The 15822-nt window shown below is 44.6% G+C and carries 15 protein-coding genes, 3 tRNA genes and 1 other RNA gene; 12 read left to right on the top strand and 7 right to left on the bottom strand.

Annotated features, from left to right (window positions below; translation table 11 throughout):
* Nucleotides 1–252: 252 nt before the first annotated feature.
* Entirely contained in the window at nucleotides 253–1116 is an 864-nt protein-coding gene (locus RGB73_RS27345) for a MerR family transcriptional regulator (RefSeq protein ID WP_310766296.1), read from the bottom strand.
* A gap of 337 nt (nucleotides 1117–1453) precedes the next feature.
* A complete protein-coding gene (locus RGB73_RS27350; protein WP_310766298.1) occupies nucleotides 1454–1720 on the bottom strand; it encodes a hypothetical protein in 267 nt (88 codons plus the stop codon).
* Nucleotides 1721–2130: 410 nt separating this feature from the next.
* Between RGB73_RS27350 and RGB73_RS27355 the strand changes: the two genes are divergently transcribed.
* From RGB73_RS27355 to RGB73_RS27385, 7 genes are all read left to right on the top strand, one after another.
* Complete coding sequence (locus tag RGB73_RS27355) at nucleotides 2131–2829, top strand: response regulator transcription factor (protein ID WP_310766300.1); 699 nt, start codon at nucleotides 2131–2133, stop codon at nucleotides 2827–2829.
* The gene (locus RGB73_RS27360) at nucleotides 2819–4150 is read left to right on the top strand and encodes a sensor histidine kinase (RefSeq protein WP_310766302.1); all 1332 of its coding nucleotides are present in this window, start codon (nucleotides 2819–2821) and stop codon (nucleotides 4148–4150) included. The genes RGB73_RS27355 and RGB73_RS27360 overlap by 11 nt, the downstream gene beginning before the upstream one ends.
* A gap of 434 nt (nucleotides 4151–4584) precedes the next feature.
* Nucleotides 4585–4661: transfer RNA gene (locus RGB73_RS27365), tRNA-Pro, on the top strand.
* A gap of 25 nt (nucleotides 4662–4686) precedes the next feature.
* Nucleotides 4687–4774, top strand: a tRNA-Leu gene (locus RGB73_RS27370).
* A 3-nt stretch (nucleotides 4775–4777) separates the two neighbouring features.
* Nucleotides 4778–4851, top strand: a tRNA-Gly gene (locus RGB73_RS27375).
* Between the two features lie 190 nt (nucleotides 4852–5041).
* A complete protein-coding gene (locus RGB73_RS27380; protein ID WP_310766304.1) occupies nucleotides 5042–6250 on the top strand; it encodes a DNA methyltransferase in 1209 nt (402 codons plus the stop codon).
* Between the two features lies 1 nt (nucleotide 6251).
* The gene (locus tag RGB73_RS27385) at nucleotides 6252–7082 is read left to right on the top strand and encodes a DNA-methyltransferase (protein WP_310766305.1); all 831 of its coding nucleotides are present in this window, start codon (nucleotides 6252–6254) and stop codon (nucleotides 7080–7082) included.
* Between the two features lie 59 nt (nucleotides 7083–7141).
* On the opposite strand, the gene RGB73_RS27390 is transcribed toward RGB73_RS27385, so the two are convergent.
* The 4 genes from RGB73_RS27390 to istA form a co-directional block, all read right to left on the bottom strand.
* Nucleotides 7142–8206: a 4Fe-4S binding protein gene (locus tag RGB73_RS27390; protein ID WP_310766307.1), complete on the bottom strand. Its 1065-nt coding sequence runs from the start codon at nucleotides 8204–8206 to the stop codon at nucleotides 7142–7144.
* Nucleotides 8190–9908 carry a hypothetical protein gene (locus RGB73_RS27395; protein ID WP_310766310.1) on the bottom strand — a complete coding sequence of 573 codons (1719 nt, stop codon included), beginning with the start codon at nucleotides 9906–9908 and terminating at the stop codon, nucleotides 8190–8192. Before RGB73_RS27395 ends, RGB73_RS27390 begins: the two co-directional genes overlap by 17 nt.
* A 233-nt stretch (nucleotides 9909–10141) precedes the next feature.
* Nucleotides 10142–10870 (bottom strand): IS21-like element helper ATPase IstB, encoded by a 729-nt coding sequence (gene istB, locus RGB73_RS27400; protein ID WP_023555238.1) that lies wholly within the window; start codon nucleotides 10868–10870, stop codon nucleotides 10142–10144.
* A complete protein-coding gene (gene istA / locus RGB73_RS27405) occupies nucleotides 10867–12372 on the bottom strand; it encodes an IS21 family transposase (protein WP_024985199.1) in 1506 nt (501 codons plus the stop codon). Before istA ends, istB begins: the two co-directional genes overlap by 4 nt.
* A 371-nt stretch (nucleotides 12373–12743) precedes the next feature.
* On the opposite strand from istA, the gene RGB73_RS27410 reads away from it, so the two are divergent.
* From RGB73_RS27410 to RGB73_RS27430, 5 genes are all read left to right on the top strand, one after another.
* Nucleotides 12744–13055: a hypothetical protein gene (locus RGB73_RS27410; RefSeq protein WP_310766311.1), complete on the top strand. Its 312-nt coding sequence runs from the start codon at nucleotides 12744–12746 to the stop codon at nucleotides 13053–13055.
* Between the two features lie 173 nt (nucleotides 13056–13228).
* Entirely contained in the window at nucleotides 13229–13585 is a 357-nt protein-coding gene (locus tag RGB73_RS27415) for a JAB domain-containing protein (protein WP_310766312.1), read from the top strand.
* A 119-nt stretch (nucleotides 13586–13704) separates the two neighbouring features.
* Entirely contained in the window at nucleotides 13705–13875 is a 171-nt protein-coding gene (locus tag RGB73_RS27420; RefSeq protein WP_310766314.1) for a hypothetical protein, read from the top strand.
* 172 nt (nucleotides 13876–14047) lie between these two features.
* Nucleotides 14048–14686, top strand: coding sequence for a recombinase family protein (locus RGB73_RS27425; protein WP_310774573.1), 639 nt, complete (start codon nucleotides 14048–14050; stop codon nucleotides 14684–14686).
* A 187-nt stretch (nucleotides 14687–14873) separates the two neighbouring features.
* Nucleotides 14874–15326 carry a hypothetical protein gene (locus RGB73_RS27430; protein WP_310774575.1) on the top strand — a complete coding sequence of 151 codons (453 nt, stop codon included), beginning with the start codon at nucleotides 14874–14876 and terminating at the stop codon, nucleotides 15324–15326.
* A 123-nt stretch (nucleotides 15327–15449) separates the two neighbouring features.
* On the opposite strand, the gene ssrA is transcribed toward RGB73_RS27430, so the two are convergent.
* Nucleotides 15450–15804: a transfer-messenger RNA gene (gene ssrA / locus RGB73_RS27435) on the bottom strand.
* Nucleotides 15805–15822 lie beyond the last annotated feature (18 nt).

Consider the following 15822-nt stretch of genomic DNA (forward strand, 5'->3'; position numbering starts at 1 on the left):
TTCCTTTCGTTTTTCCTGCGTCCTGACGCGGGCACCCGAAAGCGCTTTCAACAATGAATAACGTTGCCGAACCTTGTTCCCCCAATCTTGCGCTGCTGCGTCCCATGACTTGCCCCCCTTGCATCGTTTTCTCTCTCTGTTGCGGATCTATGAGCCCAGTATAAAGTCTCGTCTTACTCCAGAGTAAAGGGGGGAATTTGCACACAAAAAAACAGCCCTGAAATGAGCCAATGGTCATTTCGCGGCTGTGGATCAGTCACCTTTCTCTACAATGGGAATCTGGATCTCGTAATAGGCCTCCTCATACTGATCCGTCAAGGAAATGTCCACTTGCATGATGCGAACGGCGTCCCCGGTAATCACATAGCCATGGGCATCGCAATAATCGAGGAGCTTCTTCAGCTGCGTCAGCATTTTTTCCCGGACCAGCCCTCCGTGATAGGAGCATAGGAAAGCTCCCTTTTCGATCTTTTGCGTGGGCTGGTCCGATGCCTCGTCCTGCACCAGCAGGAAAAGCTGCGACTCCCATTCGCCAAAGCTGTCGCTAAAATCGGTTGCCTGGCGGACTTGATCAAAGTACTCCCGTGGGATGAAGTCTCCAAACTTATTGCTTGCCAGTACCGGGATGATTCCGCCGATCCGGTTTTCCAGCTCCAGGAACCCAAAATACGCTTCTTCGGTATCCGCCCATTTTACCGGCCTGGCTAGCTGGATGTATTCCCGTTCTTCGAAATGCTTCACGACGATGTCCGAATCCTTGTAGCTTTCGAGAAACCTTTCGATGTGGGTAAGCCGGTTCATCATGATGCTGTGGATGGCTTGCAGCTCCCTGATTTTTTCCTGGATCCTGTCCATCGATTGCTGGAGGAATTGAACCGATTTTTTGACGGTGCGATTCGTCAGGAAGTCTTTGATTTCCTCCAGGGAAAACCCGATTCTCCGCAGCTCCTTGATGGTTCCGAGAACTTCATACTGGGAAATCGAGTAGTAACGGTAGCCGGAATCCGGATCTGTGTAATACGGCTTGAGTAATCCAATCTTGTCGTAATGGCGCAGCGTGTCCACCGTCACGCCCCGCAGCTTTGCCATTTCTCCGATCGTCAGCTTGTTTTGCATGTTCTTTCTCCCGCTTACTGGTATCGAAATGAATCGTGGATCGCCATTCTATCTTTTAAAGTACGTGCCCGTTCGAGCCCTCGTCAATGGAGATTTTGTATATGCATGGCGTGTGCCAAAGCCTTTACGGAGCTCTGCCTGGTAGGGATAGTCAGCATTATGGTGCGAGCTTATTCATTTTTGCATGATTGATTTATTTTTGCATACAAAAAAGCCTCTTGGGGAGGCTTTGCAGTTGATCCAATTCCACATTGACCCGTCCATAATGATACGCCATGCCCGCTTGCTCGGTAAACTTTCGTTCATTTCTAATCCTGCAAGTTTCCATGCTTCGTCGTCATTTTGCCGCATCTGCCTTGGGCTTCCGGACGACCGGCTTGATTTTGCCGAACGGTTTGAAATAAGAGATCGCCGTCATGAAGATCAGCGAGACGATATTGGCAATGGCCCCGCCAATCAACGAATAGCTTGCGTTCAGAAAGGCGGAATCGCTCAGCGCAAGAAATCTCTCCTGTTTGGCGATGCGCACGATTTGGGATAACCAGTCTCCCATATACTCGATGCCGAAGCCGATCAACAGGATCGTCAGGATCAGCTTGGTCACGATCCAGTAATGCTTGAAAAGCCCCCCAATTCGTCCAAACGGATAGGACAATTCCGGTGAGCAGCGCGACTAAAGCAGTGTACCGGATGAAGACGACATCGATCACGTGTATATTTTCCAGGGTGTAATAGAGCTGCTCTCCGTTCCCCGCCTTCAGCATGTGCGTACCGAGCAGCAGCATGACCATCGCTCCGCCAAGCCAACAGACTACCGAAAGCACATGGATGATGATGACCATTTGCTTTTTCCTGATAGACAATTTGTACCCCATGTTTCCATCCTCCCTAACCACTTCTTTGGTAGCTATCCTACCAGCAAAATGTTGCGAACTTGTGGTGATCCTCTTTACACATTGTGGGGACTGCCGATATCCTGAAAGTGGTAAATCGGGCAGGATTGGGAGGCTGGAAATGGGCCATAAAGTTCTCATCGTGGAGGATGAAATCAAAATCGCCTCGCTCGTCGAATCGTTTCTTCAAACCGAAGGATACGATTGCCTGACAGCGACGGATGGCAATGCGGCCTTGCAGCTCTTTGCCAAGCATAAACCGGATATCGTGCTCCTGGACTGGATGCTTCCGCAAATGAACGGACTGGACATATGCCGGCAGCTCAGACAGATCGGGTCTCCCGGCATCATTATGGTCACGGCCAAATCCGAAGAAGCAGACAAAATCGTCGGCCTCGAGATGGGCGCGGACGATTACCTGACAAAGCCTTTCAGCTTGAGAGAGCTCTCTGCACGCATCCGTTCCCTCTTGAGACGAATGAACCGAAGCGAACACGACGGTTCCGGCAACGTGCTCCGACGAGGCGATTTGACGATTCACGAGGACAGTCTGCAGGTGTTTAAAGGCACAGAGGAGCTGCATCTCACTCCAACCGAATTCAGGATCCTGCACCTTTTGGCGTCGAGGCCCGGACGGGTATACAGCCGAATGCAGCTGCTGCAGCACGCTTTCGAGGAGGAATTTGTCGTCGACGAACGGACGGTGGATTCCCATATCAGCAAGCTCCGCAAGAAAATAGAGAGCGAGAACCGGACCTTTGACTACATTCAAACGGTTTACGGCTTCGGCTACCGATTCGGAGCGGAACATGAAAATTAGAACCAGGCTGATCCTGACGATGAGCGTGATGATCGTGCTGCTCCTGCTGTTTCAGCTCGGCGTCACGCATATCCAGTTCTATATTTCTCGCGATTTTGCTTATCTGGAGGAGAAAGACACGTTTGAATCCTTGCGGAAGGAGTTCGAACAATTCTATCGGGAGCACGGCGATTCTTGGGAAAATGTCGGCGGAGCAAGGCTTGCCTATTCCGGCTCCTTCGCCGAGATCGTTTTGTCTGTGGATGGAAAAGTCTTGTATCAGCAAGGCAAGCTGAGCGCGGACGAGCTTCGCAGCGACGGCTACAAACTCGCGCTTGCCTCCGGCGACAAAAGGATCGGCAGACTGTACGTGATGAACGACAGTCAGTACAAGACCTACGAGTTTAAAACAATGTGGTACGGCATCTTGCCCAATATCGGCATCGCATCCCTGCTGTTCACTTTTATCGCGGCTCTGCTGGCCATCTTTTTCTTGTCGTGGAGACTGACAAGCCCGATACGAAAAATCATCGCCGGAATCGAAGCCATCAAAAAAGGCGACACTCCAGCAATCTTTCCCGAGCAAAGGAAAGATGAATTCGGAGCGATTTCCAAAGCCCTTCGGGAGATGAACGATTCGCTGGCAGCCGCGGAGCGAGCCCGGAAACAGCTGCTATCCGATGTCGCCCACGAGTTGAAAACCCCGCTGATGATCATTCAAGGGGAATTGGAGCTGGCTCATGAGACGGGCGCCCCCCTTTCCGCGGCCAAGCATGCTTCCCTTCTCGATGAAGTATTGCGGCTGTCGCGGTTGGTACACGATGTGCTGGATTTGTCCAGGCTTGAGGCCGGCATGACCGAGCTCCACCCGCGAACGGAAAACCTGGTTGCGCTATTGGAGGATGTAACGGCGAAGACCCGGTTTCTGGCAGAGGATAAGAACATACAGGTTTCCATTCACGCCGAGGAAGAGATGATTCCTGTTTCGGTCGAGAAATCCCGTATTCTTCAAGCATTGTACAACCTCTTGTCAAACGCCATCTCCTTTACGAATCCCGGCGGAAAAGTCCACCTTCATGCGGAAACCGTACGCCTGCCGGACCGGGAACATCCATACGCCCGCATCCGGGTGGAAGACAACGGGGTCGGCATACCCGAGGCGGATTTGCCCCATATCTACAACCGATTTTACAGAGCCGATCATTCCAGGGCTCGCCCAAGCGGCGGAACGGGTCTCGGGCTCGTGATCGCGCAGCAAAACATTGCGGCTCATCAGGGGTGGATTGAGGTGGAAAGCGCAGTGGGGATGGGGACAGTGTTCAACGTCTATTTGCCGTTGTGAGGGATGGGGAAAGGCGATAGCTCTGTATTCTTTGTGAAAGGGGAAAAGGCAGCCGGTTAATTTGCCGGCTGCCTTTGTGTTGGTGTTCGGTTGTTGAGACTCGATTACTCAAAAACAAAAGCATACTCCGGCCAATGAACAGACAGGAATATGCTTCGTGGTATCCTTATTATGTATGGTGGAGGCGAGTCGTGGCTGTTTAAAACCACAATTCAACGCCTTAAACTGATCAGAAAGTAGAACATGGTAGCATAAAGAAATTTGTAGTACACATTTCAGTAATTTGAAAAATCTATACAAAGAAATGTGCCAAAAAATAGTTTAGCAACTTCCATTTATGTCAAATTTCTCTCCTTCATTCATAATTCAATAGAATATACCAAAATAAATTCTTGACTTCGCAAAGAATCCATGCTATATTTACAAAGTCAGATCGGGAAGTAGCTCAGCTTGGTAGAGTACTTGGCTTGGGACCAAGGGGCCGCAGGTTCGAATCCTGTCTTCCCGACCATATCTGAATTGTTTATTAATTAACCGCCGGGGTGGCGGAATAGGCAGACGCAACAGACTTAAAATCTGTCGGGAGTTTCTCCCGTACCGGTTCAAGTCCGGTTCTCGGCACCACATGCGGGTGTAGTTCAATGGTAGAACTCCAGCCTTCCAAGCTGGTCGCGTGGGTTCGATTCCCATCACCCGCTCCAATTACATAATTAACTAGAAGGCCATTTAGGTATTCAATCCTACATGGTCTTTTTATTGTTCATATAATTAATCCTTGCGATGAGAACGAACATTCGATATACTTGTTTTGCTGATGAGTAGCTTTTGATAGTGTTGCAAAATGTTTGTGGGTTTTTGAGGTTCAACAATTCACTAATGAAGGAGATAACAATGAAAACTGTTGACTCTAAACAATCAGTTACAACTACAGGGGCAGCAAAATATTTAGGAGTAAGTAATGCAACTATTTATAGAATGGTCGAAAATAACTTGTTAAATCCCTTAAAAACCCCTGGTGGTCAAAGACGCTTTGACATTAAAGAACTTGAAGAGTATAAAATAAAAAGCAAAGAAATCAAAGCTCCACAAAACCCTTCAATTAAAGAAAATTTGGTCAAAGAAGGACAAACTTCTTATCAGCAGTTGAATCTTTTAGATTTACCGAACGTAGAGGACTCTAATTCTGTCGATAGCTCCGATGAATTAGTAACAGAATCTGATGGAGTAATTGATCCCAGAAATAAGTTGAATGATTTATCAGGTAAAGATTGGCTCCCAGAAACTAAAAGCTTTTGGTTTCAAAAAGGTCTAGGGTCAAAACATCCACATGCACAAATTGAAAGACAACATCCAGCACCATTTTCATTTCAAGATGTTGGAAGATTAATTAAATTTTTCACTAAAGAAGGACAACATGTATTAGACCCGTTTTCAGGAGTTGGATCTACTTTAAAAGCTGCCGCATTGCTAAATAGAATTGGGACGGGCATTGAACTTTCCGAACACTGGAATACGTTAGCAAAAGAACGTTTAGATTATGAAGTAAGTACAGGTGAGGCTTTGAAACACACCTTTATTACAGGAGATTGTAGAAAAGAATTGAAGAAAATGGTTGACGATTCTTTTGACTTTATCGTAACCAGCCCTCCGTATTGGTCAATTCTTAATAAAAAGGCTGATCATAAGGTTCAACGAGATAGAGTAAATAATAATTTAGCTACAAATTACTCAGATAGTGTTGATGATTTAGGAAACATAAGCGATTATAGCGAATTTCTTGATATATTAGTAGACCAGGTGTTTGTTCAATGTGGAAGAGTCTTAAAAACTAGCAAATATATGTGCATTATCGTATCTGATTTCCGTAATAAGTCAGAGTTTGTAAGTTTTCATAGTGATATTATCCAACGCTTAAACTTAAAATCAATATGTAACAGATCACGACTAACACTCCAAGGCGTTAAGGTTCTATTACAAAACCATAAAAGTTTATTACCTTATGGTTACCCATTTGCTTACGTCGAGAATATACATCATCAGTACATATTGATATTCAAAAAAGTAGAAATAAAAAAGAAGTCAAAAAAGGATATGAATTAAAATGACTTGGGAATTTAATAAAATATACAACCTTGATTCAGATAAGGCATTAACCCAACTTCTCGACTCTGGAATCAAATTTGACCTAATTTTGACAGATCCTCCTTACAACTTAAATAAGGATTTTGGAAATGATAGTGATAAACTAGAATTTAATGAATTTATTAGCATTAACAGAAAACGACTCTCTGTATGTTCCGATCTATTGCATAAGGACGGAAGTATCATTTGGTTTGGAATCCATCATTATATTGGTTTTATCCAGACCATAATGTACGAGTTGGGATTACATTACAGAAGAATGAACATATGGTATTACGAAAATGGATTTTCAAGAACAAAAAAAAGCCCGTTAACCCAATATGAGCCATTTCTATGGTTCTCTAAATCTAATAAAAAGTGGACCTATAATGTAGACGATGTTAGGGTTCCCTACAAGAGTACTGATAGATTAAAAAACCCAATCTATTATAAAGGTTCAAACGGTGAGACCAAAGTCTGGACCCCCAATCCATTAGGGGCAATGAGAGGCGATGTTTGGCAATTCCCAACTTTAGCAGGGAAATTATTTCAAAAAGAAAAGACGGAACATCCTACTCAAAAACCCCAAACTCTAATAACTGAAATTATTAAAGCATATTGCCCCAAAAATGCTGATGGTTTTTACGAGGGGACCATACTAGATCCATTCTTAGGATCTGGAACTTTAGCTGTATGCTGTGAAATATTAAACAAAGAGGGGCATAATATTAAGTGGATTGGAATAGAAATAGAAAAGAAGTGGGTAGAAGTTAGCTATAAACGGTTAAGTGACATTACTTTGATCAACTAAGATCAGTATCAGAAAGACGGACTATTAAATCAACAGTCCGTCTTTCTAATCCCTAATAATTATTTTGCCACCTCAAGTATTCCGCCAATAGAAATATTGGGGTTATCCCCTATTATATTTGCTATAGAACTTCTAATTTCCATACATTCTGAATCTGCATAGAATGAGTCCGTATTAAAATTAACTTTCTTTAGATTCCAAATTAACAGTATTAGAGCACCTATAGTGATAGAATTTATTTTTATTTGAAGCACATTATTAATATCATTAATTACTCTCCAATACTCAGAACGAGTATTAGGAAATGCAATACTGACGATCACTGGCGTAATGTCACTATAGTTGATACCATATCTAGATGATAGTACAGCTAAGTCATCTAATATATTTCGTGGAGAGTCTAACAATGCATTTGAATCAAACTCCACTTCCATTACTCCATAGTTTGTCCCTGGAGGCCCTAGAACTGCATCCATTCTTACATTTACATCTCCACGTCTCCGTATAGAACAAGTAGTACCCAAAGTCATTAACAAGTTTCTTGAAAAAATGTTAGGAAATTGTGCATCTAAGTCTATTAATGCAAGCTGGTTATATATGTTCGTAATTACTTCATCTGTTTCTATTTTCAATTTCCCCGATCTTTTAACCTCACTTAAAAGATACATTTTTTCGCCGAAAATTTTACTGGTATCCCCATCATCTTCATCCAAATTAATCAGATAGTCTCCAATATGATTATTGTTAATCTCTATTCCTTCTTCAATCATATAAATAGCCCCTACTGGGCAACGATCGACACATATCCCACAACTTATACACCTATTATTATCCACCACTGGTATTCCATTTTCATTATCCCAAGCAATCGCATTCGTTGCACAAACCGCAGCAGATTGATCTTGTGGAAATTCAGGAAATGCACTATTTTGCAATTCATGGTCCTTAAAACTTAGACACGGAGCATCAGGGCAATGCAAACAGGATGCAATTTTTCTTTCACCAGTACTAAGTACTATTTCAGCTGGATTTCCAGGTAGGTAAACAATTTCCCTCGGGACACAGCCGTCTCGAAAAACTTTAGGCTGTGTATAATTATTTTTCTGTTTAAATATCTTGGACATCTATAATCCCCCCCAGCATCCTTAGTTGTTCCATAGTAATCGTTTTTCCTCTAAGTACTTTTTGTACTACCAAAATTAATAATGTCCGCAAATCAAATACAGCTATTTTAATACCAAATGTATCGTAAATGTCACTTATTAATCTACCTACATCAGCTCGTTCATTAGGCGAGTTAAATCCAACAACAAACGAAGGGCTTTCGAAATTAGTTGGGTGAACCTTTCTAGAAAGAAGAACTATTTTATTTTCTAAAGCTTGTCTAATAGCTTTAACAGAGATGAACTCTTCTTCCGATGGAGATTTTATCTCAATTGGAATACAGTATTGATCATCCACTATAATTGCATCCCATCTTTGATAATTAATCCCATGCCTTGGATTCTCACATGGAAATCCTAGTAGTTGAAAGAGATTTGCCACGAGAGGATAAAAGACAGTCTTATCCGCAGTTTCATACTCTTTTATTAATTGCTCTACAATGTTATCAATATCCTCTCCATAAACAGCTTTCTTTTCATGAATTTGAAGTGCAATTCCATTTGAAAATTTTGGTTTATCACTAACAATCTCTTTTAGCACTATAGTAGATTTTAGAACTTTTTGCTTTTCTACTTCATAACTGGGTAGATGATCACTTGGTAATTTCTTAGCCTGCTCATCTATCATATTCTTTTCAGATTTATAATACTTACCTAGTGCACTCTCCAACTTTTCCCGACGGAAAGTTTGATATGGAGAAAGAAGTATGTCTTTATTTCTGTATATTTCTTCAATATCAGCGAATTCACTTGCTAGTTCTTCTCTTATTGACGAAATATCAAAATATGACCTCTCAAGCATTTTAAAAAATGAAATTCGTATAATCTTATCTAAATCTTCTTTGGACTCGTGTTCAGATATTTCCGCCCCTATATCAATAGAGCTTTTTATCCATTCCGCCCTTTTTCTTCCTTCATCCGTCAACTTTAGCATGGTCCCTCTCCCCTTGTATATTTTGATTTTATCAGAGGAGACCCAACCGGAATATTTTAATGCGGCCAACGGAAATCTTGTATAATTGTGTAAAGTATTTACTTTTATCTTTGTACTTTCTGACAATTTATTTAAAGCATCAGCTAACTCTTTATTATTATTTTTCTCTCTCCTAATCTTCCTTATCATATCAATCATTACTCGATAGTTGTTATCTACATCATTTAAACTCAGTGGTCCTATAATCATTTCATCTCGACATAATATTTCGTCTAGATCCAACATGCATCTTAAAATAGTAGCAAATGGCCTTATTTTATTATCCGATTTAACAGATATAACCTCATTCGGATAGTTTATACCAAGTAGACTTTCCTGAAATAACGGTAAAGGATTACTTTTAGCACTTGCCATATGTTCGCCAAGATATGTAAAAGAGAATTCTAGTGTTTTTTCTTCTGTTGATTGAATCCATCCTAAAATTCTATATAGTTCGGCATACATCTTTGATTGATTGTAAAGTGGATCTCTAGACCTATCATTCCTAGTTGATAATCTTAATGCTTGCTCACCCATATAACCAGAAGAACTAGCTAAATTCGTATAAGTAAGGGTTGATGACATATCATCTAATGAAAAACTACCATTATTTTTTAGATATGAATGCAGGATCTGAAATATACGAATAAAAGTTGGTATATCAGAACCTGGATTTGGAAACCTTTGCACGATATCTCCACCTTATTTTGTATTTTACTGGTTAAAGACTAGTGTACAGTAAAAATATTGAAAAAAGTAGAGTTGCAGTATATTTCTATATATTAGTATGATTTGTAATAAAACAATTGTCAAATTGATATTATTATTTTGCAATCGATGTATTGCATGTATTTTGCAACTCAAAAATGCAGAGTTTGGCGGCCAATTTATGCAGAACACTGCCAACATCAATACAAAAGAATTTAGGAAGACTTCATGCTGGATAGAGCATGGCGCAGTCGGTAGCTTTCTCCGGTAAACGCCAGAATATGGGCGTGGTGGACGAGGCGATCCACAAGGGCTGCCGTCAATCGCGTATCTCCAAACACCGTATTCCACTGCCCAAACTCCAAATTCGACGTCACAATCACACTGTTTCTCTCATAGCAGGCCGAGATAACATGAAACAACAGCTCAGCCCCCGTTTGGTGAAAGGGAACAAACCCAACCTCGTCCAAAATCAACAACTCACAGTCTGCCAGTTCTTTTTGAAACCGCATCAGTGCCCCATTCGCGTGTTTTTCCTGCAAGAGCGCAACCAGATCGGGAACACGGAAGAATCGAACGGCATATCCCCTTCGGCACGCCTCTACGCCAAGCGCTGTTGCCAGATGGGTCTTCCCCGTGCCCACTTTTCCCAGCATCAGCACATTTTCCTTGCGCTCCAAAAAACGTAGGTCGATCAATCCCTCCTTTGTACATGTTTCCGGTAAGGTGACTGCCTCAAAAGCGTAATCTTCCAGTGTCTTCAGTTGGGGAAACGCGGCTTTCTTTATCAGTCGCTTCAGCTTTGTCTCCTCCCGCCGTTGAATCTCCATCCGCAAGACTCCCAGCAAGAAGCTCTCCCGATCTTCAAACGGCACCTGTTCATAGGTTTCCATCACATGCGCCAAATGCAAAGTTTTGCACACCTTTGCCAGCTCTTCTCTCATTCCACCCTCACCCCCAGGATCCGGTCGTACTCATCCAGCATGGGTATCTGCCCGTGAAGGGCAGGGGGTGTATGCGACTCTGAAAACGGTTCCGGGCGGAAAACAGGGTGTTTTATCGCGTAAAGGGCATGCTCCAAGGCAACAGCCAGATGCTCTTGCTGATGCGACAATTCTCCCAGTACTTGCCCGATTTCCTCCAACGTATAGGTGTCGAGCAATCGATGGAGCAGGCGAATTCGTGCTTTTCGTGCATTCATGTCTTCCACCGTCAAAAACGTTTGGAGCGCCTGAGGCATCATGTTGGTAAAGGAAGAATACATCACCGCCCGCGGGCGTTTTTCATATCTCTTCAATACCGCCTTCCAATCTACTGAAATGACTTTCTCCGTATAGGGACGAGGCAATGTCACAATCGGGGTATATGTCCCGTCTGCCGTTAACACCTCCAGCACATCCCACTTGACTTTCACCAAAACCGGCTGCATGGCCCGACACTGCGGCAACGGGAAGAGAGCCGCGTCAAACGACAGCTCAGCGTATTTGTTCAGGTGGCACGTCTCCAGCCGGAAAATCTCCAGCGGTGTCGTCGGCAGCGTCAGCAGCTTGCATTTTTCTTGCTCCCACAACTCGGCAATGGTTTGCTTTTTCACATAGTGAGGGCGCTGCATATCCGCACGGGCAGCTTCCGCCAAATACGTCTCCAGTTGTTCCGGCGTATCGATAACCGGTGGCGGAACACACCAGTTCCGGCGTCCATACCCCACTTTGTTTTCCACATGGCCTTTCTCATGGCCGCTGTATGGATTGCAAAACAGGGGCTCAAAGCGGTAATGGGCGCAGAAACGCCGAAACGCTTCCGTACACTCTCGTTTTCCGCCTTGCTGGATGGACACAACAGCAGCGGACAAGTTGTCAAACCAAATCTTGCGAGGAACCCCTCCCATTTGCTGAAATAGCCGCCCTAAGGCCTCCAGAAAGCATTCCGTGTTTTCTTTCGGAACCGGGAACACAAAGGCGGCATTGCTGTACGGAAACGACAGGGTCAATACTTTCCGCTCCACCAGTTCTCCCGACTTGACCACGTACACCGTCCCGAAGTCAGCCTGAGCTTCTCCACCTGGATGCTCCAAACGCTCAAAATGTTCGGCTCGTTCGGCTGCCATGGCTTTCTTCCGTTTGGAGACATATTCGGATACCGTTCGCTGCCCGCCAGGGAAGCCGTACTCATCCCGTAACCGCTGAAACATGCGGACGGCTGTATGGCGTTGCTTGCGTGGAAGACGCTCATCATCCTCCAGCCATGTGTCAATAATCTCTAAGTACGGTCCCAACACCGGATGGCGGCCTTTTCGCTTGCATACCGGTTCATTCCAATCGTCGCGATCCGCATATTTCTTGGCGGTTCGCCAATTCACCTGGACACGTTCCGCAATTTCCTGAATCGAACACCCTTCGACTTCTCGCAAAAATCGGATATACTGTTGTTGTGGCACTTTCAACATTCCTCTCACTCCCTCAGATTTTCGCCAAATCCAAGGGTAGATTTTGTAGGGGGATGTTGGCAAGTGCCTTTTTCATGGCCTCAGAATTGCGGTGGAACTCTGCAGTTTTCCGCCGCAATTCTCTGCACTTTTATCCTGCCATAAACAGTATTGCATATACACGATTGACCGGAAATGCCATTCACCCTCAAGTGGATGGCTCTTTTACACTTATTGGGAGGAGAATAATGGAAAATATAAAATGGATGTACTGGCCAACTGAAGAATGTGGGTCAGCAAATAACAACTTCTACTAATCAATAAAAATCGAGAGAGGCACCTTCCCCTAACGACTTTGGGGGAAGGTGCCTTTTCCAATTTGGAGGATGAAAATGAGAACCATCAAAACCATCCAAGGTGTACGCATCTTGCAAAAAGCACGAGTGTTTTCGGTTCATTTCACCAAGTATTTAGAAGATGAATTTTTAGGGTTAAAGGAAGCGTTCGATTTCGATGGCGCGGACACGTCATTTATACTGGATTTGCACGGCTTCATGGTCGTTCTTGAGAAAGGCGATAATCTACGCGATCTCAGCATCGTCGGTCTGAACAGACTAGACGGTGGCTTGCTCGGCAGTCTTCCCAAATTTGTGGAAAAGGTTCAGTGTGATCAAGAGCTATGGCACAAGTTTGTTGTGATTTAAACCAATGAATACGGCATGGCGCTCTACCTTCCCGATGGCTGTTACCGATGATGAAGAAATCCAAACTTGGCTGAGGTGCATGTGGAATGAAAACAGCAGTTTCTACGGGTTCAGATGGTACGAGATTCTAGTCTCCTGTACCCGCAGAGAAGGTGCGAACGGCAAAAGACGTTGTGGAGCTGTTTCTGCGATTTTTGGACCAACCGGATCGTGAACAGTTCTTTTTGCTTTGCATTAATACCAAAAATCAGCCAACAGCCATTCACACGGTATCCATTGGCTCACTTGACGCATCGATCGTGCATCCAAGGGAGGTATTCAAAGCGGCCATTTTGGCTAACGCTTCTTCTATCATTATAGGTCACAATCATCTATCCGGCGATCCAACCCCAAGTCGAGAGGATGTCAATTTCACCCATTCGCTCAAGAACGCTGGTGAACTGATTGGCATTTTGGTTTTGGATCACGTCATCGTCGGTACCGAAGGAGCGTTTGGGAGCATGGAAGAAAAAGGAGACATGTATAGATAATGGGTGGAGAACCAGTATGAGCATGAAATTGCTCATCGATTGGCATTTCTTGAATTTGACCCTTACTGATACGCTAGGGATTATGAAAACTAACGAACTAATATGGGAGGCATAATACGATGATCCATTCATACAAAACAACCATCTCTCGCAAAAGCCTGAAAAGCGGCCAGTACCTGACTGAGAAACTGACCGTGATCAAGGAGTCACCCATTGACTATGACGCTGATAATTACTACGAACCCGCAGTTGCCCTGCTCGGCAAGATGTACCCTGAGTTGAACCGATAAATCCGCCCCTCCCCCTTCCGATTGGGAGGGGCAATATTTCAAGAGAGGAGAAACAAGAGATGAATAAAAAAGCAGCCATCTACACACGCTTCTCAAGCGATAACCAGCGCGACAATCAATCGACGCGCAAATCCGAGCTATCGAGGATTACGCCAAGCGCAACCACTACGACATCGTAAAGGTCTACGCCGACCGCGCCAAAAGCGCCACATCGGACAAGCGTCCCGAATTTCAAAAGATGATTCAGGACAGCACGCTCGGACTGTTTGAAGTAGTAATCGTCCACAAACTGGACCGCTTCAGCCGTGACAAGTACGACAGCGCCACCTATAAACGCAAGCGCAAGCAGAACGACGTCAAGCTGGTCTGCGTCACCGAGAACCTGGATGGCTCGCCTGAAAACGTCATTCTCGAATCTCTGCTGGAAGGAATGGCCGAATACTACAGCAAAAACCTCGCCCGTGAAGTGATGAAGGGCATGAAAGAGAACGCCTACCAGTGCAAACACACTGGTGGCCTCCCTCCCCTCGGATACGACGTAGACCCGAATACCAAACAGTATGTCATCAATGAAACCGAATCCGCTCCGGTCAAGATGATCTTTTCTATGTATCTGGATGGCTATGGCTACAACAAGATTATCGATGCTCTAAACGCAAAAGGTTACAAAACCAAGCTGGGAAAGCCATTCGGTAAGAACAGCATTCACGACATACTGCGAAACGAGAAGTACAGTGGTGTGTGTATGTCTTCAACAAAACGGCAGGTAAAAACCCTTTCGGAAACGAAACGGACACTCAGTCAAAAGTGACGATGACGTGATTCGCGTTCCTGACGGTATGCCAGCACTTGTCTCCCCCGAAGACTACCAAATGGTCGTGGAATAAATGAAAGCAAACAAGCGCTCACCCGCTGCGTACAAATCCAAAGAATCCTACCTGTTAAGCGGCCTGATAGTCTGCGGCGAGTGTCTAGATATACACGGTCGAGAATTCGCGATGATGGGAAACTGCCGACCCATTCGCAGAAGCAAAATGAAGTACGTCACCTACCGCTGCGGGAATCGGGACAACAAGAAGAACCGCGACAACAAAGAGTTGCGCCGGGAACACATCGAAAACTTCGTCATCTCCGAGCTGCACAGCAAAATTTTCAATGACGAGGTGATTCCCCAGCTGGTTGAGCAGCTCAAACCAGAATTCGTTGAATACCGAAAGACAGGAGGAATTGACTGCACTAAAAGCAAAACTGCAAGAAGTCAGCAAGCAGCTCGACAACATCGTTTCGGCTGTCGCCCAAGGCTTCACCCAAGCGTCTTTCCTGGAGAAAATGTCGGAATTGGAGGAACAGAAAAATACTCCCTCTTTTTTCAGCATCAAAGAGCTGGAAATGGACAACAAAAAAACAGTCATCACGGACGACATCCTGCAACAACTGTTTGGCATGTTTAAGACGTATGTAGCTGAAAGTAATATTCCTGAAATCAAGAGGTTCATCGGTAGTTATGTCGAAAAGGTAATCGTCTACAAAGAGCATGTAGATGTTTTCTTCAAGATCAAAATTGTGGATTTGTTAGGTGGAGGCGGGGGGATTCGAACCCCCGTCCGAAAACAGCGATACATGAGCATCTCCGAGCGCAGTCACTCATTTGAATTTCGGCGACAGATTCGCGGAGCGACGCGCTGACCTGGCACCTAGCCTGATTGATCTTCTTCCTTTGGCCCCAGGCGGAGACCTCCGGCGTATCCCACTAAAGTTGAGCGCTAGTCACGCCACATGGGCGATGGAGTGGTAGCGCCTCACTGGTTATTAAGCAGCGAGAGAAAGTTGTTTGTTGCCAGTTAATGGCGTTTGCGTTGATGACGAGGTCCGCAACCCCCCGGCTCGCTTCTCATGCTCTACCATCCCCGTCGAATCCAGAACGCCCCCATGGTATAAGAGGTGCCC

Origin of the sequence: Brevibacillus brevis, assembly GCF_031583145.1 — a bacterium.
Lineage (GTDB): Bacteria > Bacillota > Bacilli > Brevibacillales > Brevibacillaceae > Brevibacillus > Brevibacillus brevis_E.

Excerpts from the sequence above, each read along its gene's own strand:
- RGB73_RS27345 (WP_310766296.1), bottom strand. The coding sequence starts at position 1,116 with ATGCAAAACAAGCTGACGATCGGAGAAATGGCAAAGCTGCGGGGCGTG.
- RGB73_RS27355 (WP_310766300.1), top strand. The coding sequence starts at position 2,131 with ATGGGCCATAAAGTTCTCATCGTGGAGGATGAAATCAAAATCGCCTCG.
- RGB73_RS27360 (WP_310766302.1), top strand. The coding sequence starts at position 2,819 with ATGAAAATTAGAACCAGGCTGATCCTGACGATGAGCGTGATGATCGTG.
- RGB73_RS27380 (WP_310766304.1), top strand. The coding sequence starts at position 5,042 with ATGAAAACTGTTGACTCTAAACAATCAGTTACAACTACAGGGGCAGCA.
- RGB73_RS27385 (WP_310766305.1), top strand. The coding sequence starts at position 6,252 with ATGACTTGGGAATTTAATAAAATATACAACCTTGATTCAGATAAGGCA.
- RGB73_RS27390 (WP_310766307.1), bottom strand. The coding sequence starts at position 8,206 with ATGTCCAAGATATTTAAACAGAAAAATAATTATACACAGCCTAAAGTT.
- istB (WP_023555238.1), bottom strand. The coding sequence starts at position 10,870 with ATGAGAGAAGAGCTGGCAAAGGTGTGCAAAACTTTGCATTTGGCGCAT.
- istA (WP_024985199.1), bottom strand. The coding sequence starts at position 12,372 with ATGTTGAAAGTGCCACAACAACAGTATATCCGATTTTTGCGAGAAGTC.
- RGB73_RS27410 (WP_310766311.1), top strand. The coding sequence starts at position 12,744 with ATGAGAACCATCAAAACCATCCAAGGTGTACGCATCTTGCAAAAAGCA.
- RGB73_RS27420 (WP_310766314.1), top strand. The coding sequence starts at position 13,705 with ATGATCCATTCATACAAAACAACCATCTCTCGCAAAAGCCTGAAAAGC.
- RGB73_RS27430 (WP_310774575.1), top strand. The coding sequence starts at position 14,874 with ATGATGGGAAACTGCCGACCCATTCGCAGAAGCAAAATGAAGTACGTC.